The organism is Hydrogenovibrio kuenenii DSM 12350 (assembly GCF_000526715.1).
GTDB classification, from domain to species: Bacteria; Pseudomonadota; Gammaproteobacteria; order Thiomicrospirales; family Thiomicrospiraceae; genus Hydrogenovibrio; species Hydrogenovibrio kuenenii.
On the sequence record NZ_JAGP01000001.1, the window covers coordinates 206,560 to 223,931 of the forward strand.

Annotated in this window: 14 protein-coding genes; 5 read left to right on the forward strand and 9 right to left on the reverse strand. The window is 41.3% G+C overall.

Annotated features, from left to right (window positions below):
* Window positions 1-3: 3 nt before the first annotated feature.
* On the reverse strand, window positions 4-1,539 hold the full coding sequence (locus N745_RS0100845; RefSeq protein ID WP_024850252.1) for a sensor domain-containing diguanylate cyclase: 1,536 nt from the start codon (window positions 1,537-1,539) through the stop codon (window positions 4-6).
* 247 nt (window positions 1,540-1,786) lie between these two features.
* On the opposite strand from N745_RS0100845, the gene argS reads away from it, so the two are divergent.
* Window positions 1,787-3,568: an arginine--tRNA ligase gene (gene argS / locus N745_RS0100850; RefSeq protein WP_024850253.1), complete on the forward strand. Its 1,782-nt coding sequence runs from the start codon at window positions 1,787-1,789 to the stop codon at window positions 3,566-3,568.
* 19 nt (window positions 3,569-3,587) lie between these two features.
* Complete coding sequence (locus N745_RS0100855; RefSeq protein WP_024850254.1) at window positions 3,588-4,235, forward strand: SPOR domain-containing protein; 648 nt, start codon at window positions 3,588-3,590, stop codon at window positions 4,233-4,235.
* A gap of 74 nt (window positions 4,236-4,309) precedes the next feature.
* Here N745_RS0100855 and N745_RS0100860 read toward each other — a convergent pair whose 3' ends face one another.
* On the reverse strand, window positions 4,310-5,368 hold the full coding sequence (locus N745_RS0100860) for a GGDEF domain-containing protein (RefSeq protein WP_024850255.1): 1,059 nt from the start codon (window positions 5,366-5,368) through the stop codon (window positions 4,310-4,312).
* A gap of 212 nt (window positions 5,369-5,580) precedes the next feature.
* Here N745_RS0100860 and N745_RS0100865 point away from each other — a divergent pair, with 212 nt between their 5' ends.
* Genes N745_RS0100865 through N745_RS0100875 form a run of 3 tightly spaced genes read left to right on the forward strand, consistent with a single transcriptional unit; the run spans window position 5,581 to window position 8,080 of the window.
* Window positions 5,581-5,823, forward strand: a complete 243-nt coding sequence (locus N745_RS0100865; protein ID WP_024850256.1) for an accessory factor UbiK family protein — start codon at window positions 5,581-5,583, stop codon at window positions 5,821-5,823.
* 9 nt (window positions 5,824-5,832) lie between these two features.
* Window positions 5,833-7,371, forward strand: coding sequence for a YifB family Mg chelatase-like AAA ATPase (locus N745_RS0100870; RefSeq protein ID WP_024850257.1), 1,539 nt, complete (start codon window positions 5,833-5,835; stop codon window positions 7,369-7,371).
* Between the two features lie 16 nt (window positions 7,372-7,387).
* Window positions 7,388-8,080 carry a sulfite exporter TauE/SafE family protein gene (locus tag N745_RS0100875; protein WP_024850258.1) on the forward strand — a complete coding sequence of 231 codons (693 nt, stop codon included), beginning with the start codon at window positions 7,388-7,390 and terminating at the stop codon, window positions 8,078-8,080.
* Window positions 8,081-8,165: 85 nt separating this feature from the next.
* Here N745_RS0100875 and N745_RS0100880 read toward each other — a convergent pair whose 3' ends face one another.
* The 7 genes from N745_RS0100880 to N745_RS11530 all read right to left on the reverse strand — a co-directional run bounded on the left by N745_RS0100880 (window position 8,166) and on the right by N745_RS11530 (window position 17,352).
* On the reverse strand, window positions 8,166-9,500 hold the full coding sequence (locus N745_RS0100880; RefSeq protein WP_024850259.1) for a TolC family outer membrane protein: 1,335 nt from the start codon (window positions 9,498-9,500) through the stop codon (window positions 8,166-8,168).
* Window positions 9,501-9,508: 8 nt separating this feature from the next.
* Window positions 9,509-10,108 carry a response regulator transcription factor gene (locus tag N745_RS12145; protein WP_024850260.1) on the reverse strand — a complete coding sequence of 200 codons (600 nt, stop codon included), beginning with the start codon at window positions 10,106-10,108 and terminating at the stop codon, window positions 9,509-9,511.
* Window positions 10,109-10,208: 100 nt separating this feature from the next.
* The gene (locus N745_RS0100890; protein ID WP_038070816.1) at window positions 10,209-11,591 is read right to left on the reverse strand and encodes an HlyD family type I secretion periplasmic adaptor subunit; all 1,383 of its coding nucleotides are present in this window, start codon (window positions 11,589-11,591) and stop codon (window positions 10,209-10,211) included.
* Entirely contained in the window at window positions 11,584-13,770 is a 2,187-nt protein-coding gene (locus tag N745_RS0100895; RefSeq protein ID WP_024850262.1) for a type I secretion system permease/ATPase, read from the reverse strand. Before N745_RS0100895 ends, N745_RS0100890 begins: the two co-directional genes overlap by 8 nt.
* Window positions 13,771-13,801: 31 nt before the next feature.
* A complete protein-coding gene (locus N745_RS0100900) occupies window positions 13,802-15,748 on the reverse strand; it encodes a bifunctional diguanylate cyclase/phosphodiesterase (protein ID WP_024850263.1) in 1,947 nt (648 codons plus the stop codon).
* Window positions 15,745-16,410, reverse strand: coding sequence for a transglutaminase-like cysteine peptidase (locus tag N745_RS0100905; RefSeq protein ID WP_024850264.1), 666 nt, complete (start codon window positions 16,408-16,410; stop codon window positions 15,745-15,747). The genes N745_RS0100900 and N745_RS0100905 overlap by 4 nt, the downstream gene beginning before the upstream one ends.
* Window positions 16,411-16,431: 21 nt before the next feature.
* Window positions 16,432-17,352 carry an OmpA family protein gene (locus N745_RS11530; RefSeq protein ID WP_024850265.1) on the reverse strand — a complete coding sequence of 307 codons (921 nt, stop codon included), beginning with the start codon at window positions 17,350-17,352 and terminating at the stop codon, window positions 16,432-16,434.
* Window positions 17,353-17,372 lie beyond the last annotated feature (20 nt).

Genomic DNA, 17,372 nt, shown 5'->3' on the forward strand with positions numbered 1-17,372 from the left:
AGATTATTGAAGAGGTTCGCTTAGGCTGGAATCGAAGATTCGATGCTGGCCTTTACCGGATCTTTTCGCTTGATACATTGCCAAGTCGGCATTTTGTAGTAGTTCGGTTTGCGTTGCACCATGATCTGGATAAATCGCTATACCGATGCTGGAACCAATGCTGACCTCGTGTCCACCTAATTTAAAAGGTTGTTCCAGTAGCTGATTTAAGCGCTGACCGACCTGTTCTAATTGTTCTTCTGTTGTGTAGGTTTTACACAAGATAACAAACTCATCCCCGCCAACTCTTGCCAAAATAGTGTCTTTGGCGACTTGTTCTGAAATAACGTTACTAACGGACTTCAGTAGAGAATCCCCTATGCCATGACCAAGGGTGTCGTTAATGGTTTTAAAGTTGTCTAAATCCAGAAACATAATGGTAAATTTTTCGTCAGTATGGGAGGCGTTCTGTAGCTGTTTCTTTAACGCAGTATAGAAAAAGTTTCTATTGGGTAGTCCTGTTACGATATCAGTGTGTGCTAAGTGATCCAGTTCTTGTTGTGTAGCTTTTAGCTGAGTGATGTCGGTATAAACCAGTGTGTAATGGGTGTTCTCAGTGGTTTCATGACAGACTTTGTGAATATCTACCAGGCTGGCTCGTGCCAATTTACCATCTTCATGGTGTAAGAGAAGCTCTCCTCGCCATTCATCATGCTGTTCCAGCTTCGACAAGATGTCGATAGGCGGTTCATCTTGCAGATTATCGAGCAAGGTGCCGAGGGTTAACTGCTTCAATTCATTTTCGTTAAGGCCAAAAACCTTGTGAAAGGCGGGGTTGGTGCGGATAAAATTGAAGTTTTTATCGGTAATGGAAATCGCTTCGTTCGTAGAGTCCAGCAAAATACGATCAAGCGTTAATTCTTCTTCGATTTTTTTCTGCTCTGTCACATCAAGACGAACACAAATCAGCCGTTCAATTTCGCCTTGAGGGGAAAGCAGGGTTTGGCCTCGATCATATACCCAGATATAGTCACCATCACTATTCATTACGCGATGAACATCTTCATAAGCGGTTGAACGATTACTCAGTAATTTTAGAAGTTTCTTTTGTACACTTGTTTGATCACTAGGGTGGATACGTGCTTGCCAGGCGTGTAAGTCTTGCGGAAAATCATGATTAGGAAAGCCAATCATTTCTTGCCATAAATCAGAAAAGAAAGCCGTATTTTTTTTGATATTCCATTCCCAATAAGCGATGCGACTGCTGTCTAAAATAATAGTAAGGCGGTCTTTTTCTTTTTTATGGGCTTTGCGAATATTTTTCAGCTCTTTTTTGTTCGCTTCATTTTGCTCAAGCAGCTTTTTTGCAGTGTTTCTATAGGCTTGATAACTGAGTGCGAAAGCAATGATTAAGATCAGGTTTGAGAATTGAGCAAGGGACTGAAATGGGTTTTCGATACCCCATATAGATTTGGGTAACCAAGAAAAGGCAGCAATCAAAATAAAAACTGCAATCAAAAACAAGACAAATTTGTTTTGAGCCTTGGCTACGTGCTGCATTGCATTAGATTCCATTCTGCCTAAGATACTTTCGTTAATAATTATAGCGATTTTCGGTGGTTAATTCGATTTAAATTAATGAAATTATTATAAAAATTATTGATATAAATTGTTTGTGAGATGGTGTCGTTATGAACGATATTTTTGAGATCACAAGCTTTCTAATTGAATTTAGCCGCATATTTAGCTGTTAATTTGAGTAAAATAGCGGCTAATTTTTATCATAGATTTTTTAAAGAGTTGTGCCATGAAGCAACAGGTGACAGAGTTACTGATTCAAGTCGTAGATGCCTTAAAACAAACGGGTGTTCTTCCACAAGACACGCATCCAAAAATTCATTTGGAAAATACCAAAGATAAGTCACACGGTGATTATGCGACCAATTTGGCAATGATGTTGACAAAAGTCGTCGGCAAGCCACCAAGAGACGTAGCGGCAATGATTATCGAGGCTTTACCGTCTTCTGACGTGGTTGAAAAAGTCGAAATTGCCGGGCCTGGCTTTATCAACTTTTTTGTCAAAGAAGCCGCTAAATTTGATGTTGTACCTGACGTTTTGGCAAAAGGTGATGACTTTGGGAAATGCGATGTTGGTAATGGTCGTTCGGTGCTAATTGAATATGTTTCGGCAAACCCAACGGGGCCTTTGCATGTTGGGCATGGTCGTGGTGCGGCTTATGGTGCAAGTGTCGCCAATGTTTTAGCGGAAGCAGGTTATGAAGTATCAAGAGAATACTATGTAAATGATGCGGGTCGTCAAATGGATATTCTCGCAGCCTCCACTTGGTTGCGCTATTTGGAAGTGGGTGGCGCGTCATTGAATTTTCCAAGTAACGGTTACCAGGGCGATTACATTGTTAAAATTGCTGAAGAGCTTTGGCATCAACATGATGATGCTTTTAAAGTTGATGCAAGTGAAGTCTTTGATGGCGTAGCTGCTGATGAAGTGAAAGACGCTGATGGTAATGTAATTTCCGGTGATAAAGATCAGCACATCGATGCTTTGATTGCGAAAGCAAAAGCTTTGTTAGGGGCTGAAAAGTATGAAATTGTTTTTCAGCAAGCATTGACTGTTATTTTGTCTGATATTCGTGAAGACCTTGCGGAATTTGGTGTTGAGTTTGATAACTGGTTTTCAGAACGTTCATTAATGGATTCTGGTGTGATTGATGCAGCGATTGAAAAGTTGCAGGCCGCAGATAAAATTTACGAGAAAAATGGTGCTTTGTGGTTTAGATCAACCGAGTACGGAGATGAGAAAGATCGTGTTGTGGTGCGTGATAATGGGCTAAAAACCTATTTTGCATCAGATATTGCCTATCATTTTAATAAACTGGAACGTGGTTTTGACGTACTGATTGATATTTGGGGTTCGGATCACCATGGCTATGTACCTCGAGTTAAAGCGGCAATGCAGGCGATGGAAACTAATCCGGATGCGTTGCAAGTGTTGTTGGTTCAGTTTGCGATTTTGTATCGTGGCAGTGAAAAATTAGCGATGTCCACACGTTCTGGTCAGTTTGTTAAGTTGCGTGAGCTTTGTGATGAAGTTGGTTCGGATGCAGCGCGTTTTTTCTACGTTCAACGTAAGTCTGAACAGCATATGGATTTTGATTTGGATTTGGCAAAATCGCAATCCAATGAAAACCCGGTTTATTACATTCAATATGCTCATGCGCGTATTTGTCGTGTATTTGAACAAGCAGCGGAAAAAGGCTATGTTACGGGTGTTGACCCCAGCCTGGCAGATTTTTCATTATTGACTTCTGAACATGAAACTGACTTGGCAACCTTGTTGTCTAAATACCCTGAGATGATTGCGCGCGCTGCGCAAACTTATGAGCCACACCAAGTTGCTTATTATCTGAAAGATTTGGCGAATGGACTGCACTCTTATTACAACGCATGTCAGTTTATGGTTGAAGACGAAGCGTTACGCACAGCACGTTTTGTTTTGATCACGGCGGTCAGACAGGTATTGAAAAACGGTTTGAGATTATTGGGTGTTTCCGCACCGGAAAGCATGTAATGAGACTTATCTAGCTTCTATGGCACGCGACTACAAGCAAAAGCACTTTACAGCAAAGCAGCCTTACCAGCGTAAATCTCAACTTCAAAAGCGAGAAGAAGAGCCTGCCTCGTCAATGAAGTGGGTGTGGTTGGTGGCAGGTGTTATCACTGTTGGCTTGTTGGGTGGTTTTTTTGTGGTACAGCACTTTGCTCATAAGGGTGTGAAATCGGGCGATGCTCAGCAAATCGCTGAAGCAGCTTCTAAATCTCAATCTGAAGAACAGGTAGCAAAACCGGAAGAAACGAAAAAAACGGCTGAAAAGCCGGCGTTTGAAGCGGCTGTCGTACCGAAAGCACAGGAAGATGAGCATAAGATTCATTACAGCTTTTATCACGGCTTGGCGCAAACAGAAGTGGTAGTGAATGCAGTGCCGATTTCGATTGAGTTGCCTACGCCTTACTATATTCAGGCAGGAACCTTTACCGAACAAGATGCAGCATTAAGAGAGCAAAAACGTTTGGCACAGCATGATCAGGTCATGAAAATATCCAGTATCCAGTCGAAAGGCAAAACCTATTATCGTCTGCGTTTAGGGCCTTTTACAGATCGTCTTGTGATGAATCGTAAACGCAATGAGCTGAGAAAGCTAGGTGTGGATACGCTATTAATTCGTACTAAGAAATAGAATGCTTGAATACATTAAAAATCTGAAACTTTAAGTGAGACGCCATCGGTTGGATGGCGTTTTTTGCGTTTGTGCTAGGACGAAGTTTCTTCCAAATCTAATTCTGTTTTAACTTGATTGCGTCCCTTTTCTTTGGCTAGGTACAGTGCATCGTCAGCACGTTTGATAAACTCATCAACCGTCTCTTCCATGCCTTTATAAATAGCGATGCCGAAAGAAGCGGTAATTTTTCCTAGTTCCTTTGCAGAATCTTTTCTTTTTAATTTAGCATTTTCTATGTCATGACGAATCGTTTCGGCGCGTTCAGCTGCTGATTCCAAGTCGGTATCAGCAACGATAATAGCGAACTCTTCACCTCCGTAACGGCAAATGGTTTCGTTTTCTTGCTTGGTTTTTTTCATTAGGTTGGCAAAATAGCGAAGTACACTGTCGCCGACCAAGTGGCCGAAATTGTCATTAAAGCGTTTGAAGTGGTCAATGTCCGTCATGATTAGAGCAAGACTGTCTGGCGTGCCGTTAGCTTGTGCTGTGTCCATCATCTCTGCCATAGCGATATTGAATGCTTTTCGGTTACCGACTTCGGTCAGTTCATCCATCATGACTTGAGCTTTTGTATCAATCAATTGTTTACGTAAGCGGGTGATTTCTTCATTACTCGACATCAATTCTTTTTGCAGATCTTCGCTTGAAGTTTGCATTGAGCTAACCGTAGTTTGGACGGTTTGTGTGAGTGCTTTTAGTGTTTCGGCATCAATATTTGGGTCATTCAAAGATGTAGCGCATTGATCAAGTTGCTTAGATTGTTCGGCAAGCTTGTCGCTCCAAATATTCATTTTTTTGATGACTAAACCGATTAAGCGTTTGAGTGCTTTATCGAATTCATTGTCTGCGGTGTCGTCATCAGCGAAAAATTCATCGTAAAGGCGTCTGCCTAAGCGATCATGGTAGCCGAAAGGGTCGTTGAGGATTTTATCCATTTCCTGACGGAACTTTGGATTGTCGCCTTTGTAGTATTCGTACCAAATAAAATAATTTAGCGGTGATGGGTTAATTGACTGTTCTTCAAAAATATCGATTAACTGATTGAAGATGCGAATAGACTTTTCAGGTGCGTCGTTAATATCAAGTAACATGCTAGACCTTAAGGATTACGAATAATATTTTCTTATTTTACACAAAACCGTTGCGTTAAGAATAGATTTGAACCTCTTTTAAAAGATGACGTTTAGCTGAATAGCTCTAGCAATTTAATGGTATTGGATAGGAATATAGAGTATAGTTTTTAGCTTAATAAATTATGCCGTAAAGACTGAAATTACGGTTGTATCGCTAACTTGGAGACATTATGCTGGATTCGAAACAGATTGCATCTTTGGTAGAAACGGTATCTAAAGTTTTGCCTCAAGGTTTTGGTGAACTGCCAGAGCAAGCGCAGAAAAACTTGAAAGCCAGTTTGAGCCGAGCCTTTGAAAAAATGGACTTGGTTTCAAGAGAAGAATTTGATGTGCAAACCGCTGTATTGGCTAAAACACGTCAGAAACTTGAAGCCTTGGAAGTTAAGGTTGCCGCACTAGAGAGTCAGGAATAAATTTAGCCCGTGTTACCGCATTATGCCATTTTGGAAACACGTGCGTCCTCAGGCATGGAAGCGCCTGTTGTTCAGGTGGAAGTACATGTAACCAACGGTTTGCCGCAATTTTCTTTGGTGGGCTTGCCGGAAGCTGCGGTCAAAGAAAGTAAAGACAGAGTGCGCTCCGCTTTAATTAGTAGCGGTTTTCAACTCCCACCCAAACGTATAACTGTTAATTTGGCGCCCGCAGATATTCCTAAACAAGGCAGTCGCTATGACTTACCGATTGCTTTAGGTATCTTGTTGGCATCTCAACAGTTGCACACCGATAAAGATCTTATGCAGTTTGAGTTTATCGGAGAGCTGGGTTTAAATGGTGAAATACGCCGTGTAGAAGGTGTCTTGCCAGCAGTGCTTCAAGCAAAAGAGGCTGGAAAAGTTCTTATTTTACCGCGAGATAATCTAGCAGAAGCCGCAGTGATTGAAGGAGCTGAGGTTTTGGCAGCTGGGCATATATTAGATGTGTGTGCTTTCTTTGCTGGTGAAAATGACCTGACTTCATGTGACGAAGTTGTTATACCGGAAAGTACGGAAGACTTTTCGATTGGCCAAGAAGACATTGCTGACATTCAAGGGCAGTTTCAGGCAAAACGTGTGTTGGAAATTTGCGCATCTGGCGGGCATTCTTTATTAATGGTTGGTCCTCCCGGGTCAGGTAAAAGTATGCTGGCATCACGCTTGATTACTTTGTTGCCAGACTTAACCCCTCAGCAAGCTATGCAAATAGCTACGATTCGATCCCTTGCCGGTAAACCGGTTGCGGGAGAAACCTTATTCAAAAGAAACCTGGTTCGACCGCATCACACGGCAACAGCACCATCCTTAGTCGGCGGTGGTTCTGGTTCTGTGCCTAAACCAGGCGCTTTGTCATTGGCGCATCATTCTGTTTTATTTTTAGATGAACTCCCGGAGTTTAATCGGAATGTTCTGGAAGCCCTTAGAGAACCTTTGGAAACGAAAAAAGTGGAAATCTCAAGGGTGAATCAACAGGTATCTTACCCGGCAAATGTACAGCTCATATGTGCTATGAACCCTACACCTAGTGGTTACTTTAGCGATGACCATTTAGGGCGCTGTAAAGACACGCCGGAACAAATAAATCGCTATTTACGAAAAATATCTGGGCCATTGTTAGATCGTATTGATTGTCATCTTGAAGTTTCTCCTGTGGATTTTCAACAATTGAGTCAAACGCAAGTTCAGTCGGGTGAAACCTCAGCAAACGTTAAGGAGCGCGTTACCATCTGCCATCAAAGACAGTTGGATCGACAGGGTAAACTGAATGCGGCCTTAACCTCTCAAGAACTTACAGAAAGGGTTGAGCCAGATGAGGCATCCTTAAGTTTGTTGGAAAGATCGGTGAATCAATTGGGTATGTCAGCTCGTAGTTATCATAAAGTGTTGAGAGTCGCCTTAACTCTTGCTGATATGGCGCAGGATGATAAGGTTTCTATGAATCATATCGCTGAAGCCTTGTCTTACCGAAAGTTGGACAAGTTGTCATGAAGACTGGATACGTTGTATGAATGAATCATTGTTGTTGACGGCATTAATGGTTGGCATTTTGGGGGGCGTGCACTGTTTAGGTATGTGTAGCGGTGTAGTCGGCACTTTGTCATTTAATTTGAAGCCTGAGGTTCAGTTGAGTCTTTGGCGTATGTTTCCTTATCAGCTTGCCTACAACTTAGGTCGTATTACCAGTTATGTCTTAATCGGTGTTTTATTTGGTTGGCTAGGACATACGGTAACGTCTTTGGCAACTTTTTTACCTGCACAGCAAGCACTACAGGCATTTGCGGGTGTGTTTATGGTTTTGTTAGGGTTGTATGTTGCGGGCATTTGGAATGGTGTTGTAGTCATTGAAAGGCTTGGCAGCTTAATTTGGAAACGACTACAGCCTTTGGTATCAAAAATGACATCCGTTCAATCTCTTTACCAGGCTTGGTTATATGGCCTTATTTGGGGGTGGCTACCTTGCGGTTTGGTTTATAGCATGCTGATTATGGCAATTTCTTCAGGAGGGGCGTTACAAGGGGGTGCTGTTATGTTGGCGTTCGGCTTGGGAACCTTGCCTAATTTGCTGTTAATGGGATCTTTTGCTTTCTTTTTAACGCGTTGGTCGCGTAACCAAAAAGTCAGACGCACAGCAGGAGCTTTAATTATGCTGATGGGCTTGTGGCAAATCTGGTTAGCTATTAGTGTGCATGTAAACTAAAGTTATGAGCTAATTAGCAGAAAGACCGTAATAGTCGAGCCTACCCCAGCCTGGCAGATTTTATAAAAACTGCCAGTTGATTAGATTATTCGTTATTGTATTGCTTTTCAGCGTCAACAAAACTGTATTGGATAGATAGGGTTTTTAACAGATCACCAGTTGCCGCCAAAATACGGTATTTGGCAATCAATTGATCTGATTCATTATTAATCAGTGTGCGCAGTGCGCTGGTATATTCATTTTCAGTGTTCAGTAAATCCAGCAAAGAGCGGCGCCCTAGGTTGAACTGTTTGCGATAACCGATTAGGGTTTCGTGCGTCAGTTTGATATGTTTATTGATATAGGGCAGTTGTTGGCCTATAAACTTATAAGCATTCCATGCATAACGAAGATTTTCAATTACCTGACGACGGCTGTTGTTTCTTACTTCTGTAGCTCGCAAATACTCTGATGCAGTACGTTTGGTTTCAGAAGAGTCACGTCCACCATTATATAGGTTGTACTTTAACCTCAGCATGGCTTGCAGGTCATTATTTTGCCCTTTAAGTCCTGCTAGGTTGTTGTTGTAAGTTTTTTCAATTTCTAGGTTGATGCTTGGGTAGTAATTTTTACCACTCGCATCATATTGAGCTCTAGCTGAGGCTATGTCTGCATTGGCAGATTCAAGCGTTGGATGGTTTTTTAATGCAATTTGAGTAGCGGTATCTAGTGATGCAGGCAAGTTGTATTTAAACTTTGGTTTTATCAAAGAATTACCCGGCTGTCTTCCTAAAATGCGTTGGAATTTTGCTAGAGCGTCATAATAATTGTTTTGTTCTGAACCCAAATTGGATTGTGCTAAAGCAAGACGTGCTTCTGCTTGATCAACTTCAACTTGGTTTCCAACGCCAGCCTTATTACGTTTTAGGATTTGGTCGTGAATTTTGAGGTGCGTATCCAGACTGTCTTTTGCCAGCTTTAACAGTTCTTTTTCTTTGAGTAGGTTGATATAGGCTTTGGCCATGTCCAGAGCAATGGTATTGGCGGCGGCTTGTGCTTTGAACGCAGCAGAGTCTTGACGATATTTTTGGCGTTTAACTTCATCTTCTGTGGCAAAGCCTTCAAATAAGTTTTGCGTCAATTTGATTGAGCTTTCCTGGCGTTCAAGTCCATTGCCTTCGGTGTTGATGGTTGGTTGTTTAACCTCTTCATATCCAATACCGGCACTTAAATCGATGCTGGGATAATACCCTCCTTCAGCAGACCTTACCTGTGCTTGAGTTGCTCTTAAGGCTTTGACCTCTTTGCGGAACTCAGGGTTATGGACAATGGCATCTTCAATCGCTTCTTTGAGTGTCAATGCATGAGCAGCCGGGCTGATGAGCATGACAGCAGAAATAAGGCTGAGATGAAAATAAAAAAGTGCGTTTTTGTATTTCATAGTTATATTTAAGTTTGCCAATTTTGAATGCACAGCACCAAGGCCAAACGATCCTTGACGGAAAACTTTTCCAGCAAATGGCTAATGTGCGCTTTGACAGTTCGTTCACTAATATGCATGGCTTCGGCGATTTCCATATTGCTTAAGCCTTGCATGACTAATTTTAAGGTTTCATCTTCACGTTCCGTGACCAGTTCTTTCCAGCCCTCGGAAACCTGGGGTTGGCTAGTTGCTTGGGTAATGAGTGCTTGCATTACGTTTTGGCCTAGCCAGATATTACCGGACTCTACTACGTCAATTGCTTGACGAATTCTCTCTTCACTTGCATATAAATTAAGGTAACCCTTCACTCCCAGCGCAAACCATGCCAAAGCTTCTTCTGTGGTTGGCAAGTTAGATAATAATATAATCGGATATTCCCGAGCGATAAGAGCTTGTATGCTTTCCTTATCAATTAGTGGGTTGAGTACCACTAGAATCATCACTTCTGATGGGACATAGCTTAAAGCTTCTTCAAAATCAAAAATAACATCACAATCCTGACTTTTTGCTACTGAGGTATTGTTAATGCTATTTTCATCAGTTGTGTAAAGCAGTAAATGCGTCATTATTGGGTACTTTTCAGTAATTGGTTAAGTATTTTTACTATATTTGTCTGAATGCGACTATTGTACCTATTTTTTTAATTGAGCCATAAAAAACTTTTAGTTATGACTCTCTTAATGCCAAGTCCTTGGCCTTGATAATTGGTTTAATTAAGTAATCCATAATCGTTTGTTTACCGACAACAATATCTACCGTGGCTTGCATACCTGGCAATAGGTAAAGCGGCTTTTTATCGGTTCCTAGGTGGTTTTTATTGGTTTTGATTCTGGCAATATAGAAACTGTTGCCTTTGTCATCAACGATGGTATCCGCCGAGATGTTCTCAACCGTACCTTCTAAGCCACCATAAATCGAAAAATCATAAGCCGTAAATTTTACTTTGGCTTTTAAACCTGGGTAAACAAACCCGATATCAGAAGGCTGAATTTTAGTTTCTAATACCAAAGAAGCATCATCAGGTACGATTTTGATAATATCGCTACCCGGCTTGACCACTTCACCAATAGTGGAAACCATCAGCTGATTAATCACACCGTTTACAGGTGAACGGATATTGGTTCTGCGAACCTTATCTTCGATAGCCGTTTGTGAGTTTTCAATTTGTTCTAGCTTAGCTAGGACTTCGTTGAGTTTTTCTTGTGCTTTGTTTTGAAAGTCTTGTTTGGCTTCTTTCTGCTTGGATTCCGCTTCTCTAACAGCTGATTCAAGTTTAGGAATAGAGATACGAGTCGATTCAAGCTTGGTATAAGCATCATTCGCATCACGTCTTGTTTTCAGTAAGTCCACTTGAGAAGCAATCCCTTCCTTGACCAGCGGGGCCATAATCTGAATTTCTTTTTGCAGTAACTCGTAAGATTTTTTTAGTTGTTTGGATTGGTTGTGAGCTTCTTCTAGTTCTGAACGATGTTGAACAATTTGTTGTTCGAGAATGTGGATGTTGGTTTTCAGCTGATTGAGCTGGTTCAAGTAAAGCGTTTTCTCTCGGTCGAACATTCTCGTCACATTCGGATCATCCGAAGGGTATTTTTCAATAAATGGCTTATCAAAAGCTTCAGCTTTGAGGCGCTCGGCTTGCGCTTCTAAGTCGTATTTTTGGGTTTCTGCTTCTCCAAAACTACTGGAGTATTGGGTATTGTCGAGCTTTAATAGAGTTTCACCTTTGCGAACCTTGTCCCCTGTTCTAACGAAAAGATTGGAGACAATCCCGCCTTCCAAGTTTTGTACTACCTGAATTTGACTCGAAGGGACAACTTTACCTTCACCTCTAATTATCTTATCTAAACTTGTAAAACTTGCCCAAACAACTAAAAACACAATTACTAAGAAAATCAGCCAAACCATGACTTGCGACCCGATAGTCGGTTTTTCTAGGGCGGCCTGACTTAAGCTTGACATGAACTCCAAATCAGATTCGGCAACTTCAGTTTGCTTAATTTGTTTGGTGGACTTTACCTGTTTTCCTAGCGCAAGAAATTTCTTAAACATCTTCATTTACTCGCTTGTTCAGTTGTCCCGATTTTAGAGCTTCCAGTACGGTTTCTTTATGTCCATCGGCTATGATTCTTCCATTATCTAATACAATCAAACGATCTACTAATTGCAGGATACTCATTTTATGAGTGACGACAATCATGGTGTCTTGAATCGTATTTGCTTTTAAGCGCTGAATTAGTGTCATTTCAGTACTAGAATCCATCGCATTTGTTGGTTCATCAAATAGATAAATTGGAGCGGGTAATAAAAGTGCACGTGCGACACCAATGCTTTGTCTTTGTCCGCCAGATAAAGAGGTTCCACCCTCGCTTACCATTAAGCCGTAACCGGAAGGGTGGGTTTTAATGAAGTCATCAACCCCGGCTAATTTTGCGGCATGTAATATTTTATCGTCTTCAATGTAGGGTGCTTTATAGGCGATATTTTCACGGACATCACCGCTAAAAAGTGTCACTTCCTGCGGGACATAATTGATATTGTGTCTAAGTGAAGCAGGATCAAGTTGAGTAATGTCGATTCCATCTATGAGCACTGATCCTGTGTCGGGTTTGTAGAAGCCGAGAATTAGTTTTTCAATCGTTGTTTTACCTGAACCCACGCGACCAATAATGCCCACTTTTTCACCGGGTTCCAATTTGAATGAAACATCGTGTAAAGCCTGTTTAGCATCTCCAGGATAAGTGAAGCTGACATGGTTAAATTCGATTTTTCCGTTAAATACAGGGTGTTGGATAAAACGTTTACCAACAGGGCGCTCTGTTTCTTTTTTCATCAGCTCATTCAGTGAGTTGAGTGCAGTGCGCGTTTGCTGATAAGAAGCGGTTAGGTTGGCAAACTGTCCCATAGGGCCAATGGCACGCTGGCTGAGCATAACCGTGGCAATTAGCCCCCCCATGGTGAGGTTTCCATCTTTGATGATGTAGACACCTGTTAGCACAATGAATACGGTACTCATTTGCTGCATGAAGCCTGTCATTCTGCCGATAGAGCTTTGCATCATTTTTGATTTGATACTGGCTTTTGCAATCTCGCCAACGGCTTGCTCCCATTTCCATTGCGAACGAGCTTCAACGCCAAGAGATTTAATGGTTTCGATAGCGGTTAGGGTTTCTATTAACACGGCATTTTTTTGTGCAGAGGCTTCATAGGTTGCTTCAATGCTGCTCATAATCCGATCTTTCATAATCAAACTGTATAGCAGAATCACGAGAATGATTAGTATCGGAACCAATACAATTGGCCCCGCAATGTAGAAAATGACGAGTAAGAAAATAATTACAAAAGGCAAATCAACAATAGAGGCGATAGTGCCGGAGGTGAAAAAGTTTCGGATACTGTCGAACTCTTTAAGATTGTTGGCAAAAGCACCAATAGAGCCTTGTCGGTTTTCCATCGTTAAGTCGAGTGTCTGCTCAAATAGTTTCGATGACATGATGACATCGCTTTTTTTGCCAGCTATTTCTAGGAAATAGGAGCGTAACGACTTGAGTAACAGGTCGAACATATAAACGACACTGATGCCGATTGCCAGTACCCATAAAGAAGCAACAGCATTGTTAGGGACGATACGGTCATAAACGTTCATGACAAAGAGCGGATTGGCAAGAATGAAAATGTTGATGACAATAGAAGCAATGAGTACATCGCGATAAATGGCACGGTTGTCCCAGAAAGTATGCCAGAACCAATGGCCTTCGTTTTTTGTAACCAGATTTTCTTTTTTATTCGCTTGCGTTACTTTACTGCCAAGATAAATGGCATAACCAAGGTAACTTTCTTTGAGTTCGCTGACTGGAACGGTCTTGAGGCTACCTCCCATTTCAGGCAGGATAATACTGGCTTGGCCATCTGTAATAGACTCTAAAATGCAGGCTTGGTCATCTTTTAAGTTTAGGATACATGGCATAACTAATGAAGGAATGTCCGTCAACTGTCGTTGTACGAATTTTGCTTGAACCTGCGCTCGTTCAGCAGCTCGGGTAAATAACTCGGGCGTGAGGCGCTCTCCATTATCTATAGGAAGTCCTGCTATTAAGGCATGACTGGATAGGTTTTGCCCTTGCGTTTTGCAATAAAGAACCAAGCAGTCTAGCAAAGGGTCATGAAATTCTAAATCCAGACTTTTATCGGTTTCATTATTCAAGGTGTTTGATCCAGTGGTATCCGACATAGTTTAAATTGTCCTAAAGTATATACCTTTTTTATTCTGGGGAAAACAGCGGTTTGGGTGCGCCATACAAATAACCTTGGAAAGTGCTCACGCCCAGTTCTTCAAATGCCTTACGCTGAACATTATTTTCGACACCCATTGCAATGACCAGTATATCCAAGCTCTTACACATTTCGATCAAGCTTGATACATAAGAGCGGGTTTGTTCGTCTTTTTCGATGACATGTGTAAATGACATGTCTAACTTGATAAAGTCAGGTCGTAAGTCCTGCAAGAAAGAAAGTTTGCTAAACTGAGAACCAAAGTTATCAATACCAAATTGGAAGCCTTGTTGGCCGAGATCTTTTACAAATTGATAAGCCTGTTGGTTTGCATCTGAAATGAGTGTCTCAGAAATTTCAAATGCAAAATATTTGCGGTTAACTTGGTTTATTTCAGCTAATAGTTTTTCTCTTTCTTTTGAAGATTCGAGCGTAGTGCCACTTAGATTTATTGATAAACGAGAGGAAAAGCCTTGATGGTGTTTATCAATAAAACTTGTTGCCAAACCTACCACCAGTTGGTCAATTTCACTTTCTCTATGCAACCTAATAACAGTAGGCATAAAGAACCCTGCTGATTGTAATTCGCCATTGTTATCTTTCATGCGAATTAATAGTTCATTGGAGTGAACTTGGCGATCAGCAGAGTAAGCACTCTGTTGGAAAAGAACGAAACGGTTTTCTTTCATGGCAAGCTCAATAGTGTCATGCCAAATTTGTTCATCCGATGGGGCTTTTTCATTCGCAGTATAACAGTAGCTATTAGGTTCTCTTTGAGCTGCCTGCGCTACTGCAATATCCAGATTGGTTAATAACTCCCCTCGTGTTTGACCAGGTTCATAGTGAATAATGCCCACATTAATATTTAAGTAATCGTTTGATATATTCAGTTCATCAAGTATTGCATGAGAGGCCGCTAAAAAAGCTTCTGTTTTTTCAATAATGGTTTCTATTTGACTGTTAGGGATGACAGAAATTAGTTCGGTTCCGTTCAATCTAGCTTTTAATGCATTTTTGAAATTAAGGTTGTTAGTCAGCTCAGCCGAAAGTAATTTGACGAATTTATCACCGATTGGATAACCAAATTGGTCGTTGATGTCTTTCAAGTTCTGGATGCGCACTAAAACCATAGAGCCAGGAAGCGCTTCATTTTTTGGGTCTATCAGTGTGTCGATATTCATTTCAAAGTGTAGGCGGTTTGAAAGACCTGTAACACTATCTTGATAAGCGATTTTTTGTAACTTTTCAGACATTTTTGCATCTCTGTCAAACACGTCTTTCATCTTATGAACCATGGTGTTCATAGCTGAAACCACTTGCTTGAATTCAGTGGTGTTTGGCATCTCTTTCTGTAGGAGATACTCTTTTTTAACAATCGCTTCAGCTTGTTTCTCAAGTTTTTTCAACGGGTTTAACATGATTTTTAACGCATAAATCGCCAAGGCAATGGCAAGGATCGCAGCAAGAGTAAACCAGATAATCAGGGTGATCGTGGTTTTCCAAAGCTCAATATAAGCGTAGCCAGGATGACTTTCGACCTTGAGTTTGCCAACAGGAACCCAGCCAGTTTGCACCAGTGCTTCAGCTTTTGGCGTAGTGATGCGGATAAGGTGGATAAACCAGTTGGGGATGCCTTGAATGCTATCGGTATTCGTGCGTTTGTAAATAAGCTTGCCATCTACATCGTAGAGTGCAATCACAGAATAGTAACCTCGGTCAAACACTGCATTAATCATGGTTTCCATTGAGGAGGTATCATCACCATCGGCAACGGAGCTAAGAGAAAGCCCAAGTGAAGTTGCAGTATCTTGAGAGTGAGATTTCAGTTGATGCTCTAAGAATGTTTTGGTGTTGTTAAAGTTCAGGATAAAAGTTCCGATTAACAGAATCATCAACATGCCTGAAATAAATAAAATCATTTGCTTGCTTAAGCTCATGATGAACTCCTCTTATCTAATTTTTTGAGCAGTGTTTGCCATTGTTCGAGTTGTTTATTGCCACCTTGTACGGCTTTTCCATTGCCGCGTTGTTTTGCCAGCCAGAGACCACTACCGTTAAAACTGTATATCGGGACAAGGTCTGGTCGTTGTGTTGCTTTTTTGATTCGGGTATTTAGGTTGTCAAGAACAAGGGGGATGGATTTTGGTTTCTTGAAATAGGTTAAAACCATATGCGCTTGCCGTAATCTAATGGCTTTAACATAAGTCAGGTAAAGTTTTTTATCGGAGATTCCGAGTGCTCTTAAGGTAAAGTATTTGGCGATGACATAGTCTTCACAATCACCAGCGTCCTTCGTTAACATTTCGATCGGGGTTGCCCAGTAATCCTGTTTGCCCCAGTTTTTCTGATCCGAAACGTATTTTGCACCGTTAAAAAAGTTATTTACCATGCTTAACTGCAACCTTTCTGGTTTGCCATAGGCATCATTAACCAATGATTGCCATGCCTTTAAGCGGTTGGCGGCAAGCATGCCGTACTTTTGTTTGATTTTTTGAATTTCAGCAGGGCTGACAACTTCAGGAGCCCTAGATGCATCGGCTAATTTTATGAAGTATAGGCTTAGTGTTATGACCCCTATACCAATTATAAACCGCTGCATCCTTGCCCCTTTTTACTCTGATTATTTTTTCAATCTCATTGCTTGAGGAATATTTTTTCGCGCCGCTTCAGGTATCTTATCAAGTTTTAGTACTTCAAATTCGATACGTCGGTTTTTCTTTCTGCCTTCTTTGGTTTTATTTGATGCGATAGGGTCATGCGCACCGCGGCCAATAACGTAGAACTTGTCTTTCGGGTAGCTGAAGTTACTCAGAATGTAATCTTTAACGCTATTCGCTCTTTCCCATGATAGTTTCAAGTTGGTTTCAGCTTTACCACTACTGTCAGTAAAGCCGGAAATCAATACCGCTTCATCAGGTTGTAGCTCTTTTAGTTTACTTGCACCTCGTTCCAGTTGTTCTTTCTGGCTTGAAGGAATGTTCCATGTACCTACTGGGAAAATAACTTGAATGGAAACCTTGGTTTTTGGTGGGCAGCCATACTTGTTAACGATATAGCCTTTCGGTGTGTTAGGACATTGATCGAGTGAGTCAATAACCCCATCCCCATCTTTGTCATTGTCAATTTTACAACCGTATTGATTCACTTTTACGCCCAGAGGGGTGCCGGGACATTTATCTTTGCTATCAAGCACTCCATCTTTGTCTTCATCGCCTTCACACCCAAGGAAGTTAACGGATACACCCGGTGAGGTATTTGGGCATTGGTCTGTTTTATCAAAAATACCATCCCCATCGCTGTCCAGTTCACAGCCACGTTTGTCGACTTTGGTTCCTTTTGCAGTATTGGCGCAAAAGTCATCCTTGTCTGGCACGCCGTCTTGGTCTAAGTCCTTGTATTCATTGATGTCTTTTTTAACGTTCCCGTCATTGTCCAGTAGTGTTTTCATTGCCGGAGAGTTGGAAAAGTTATTTTCGGCGTCTTGAGCTGTGACGACAAGGGGAAAGCTACAAAGTAAAACCAATGGAAGGGTGCGTAACATAATTTTTTTATACCTGAATA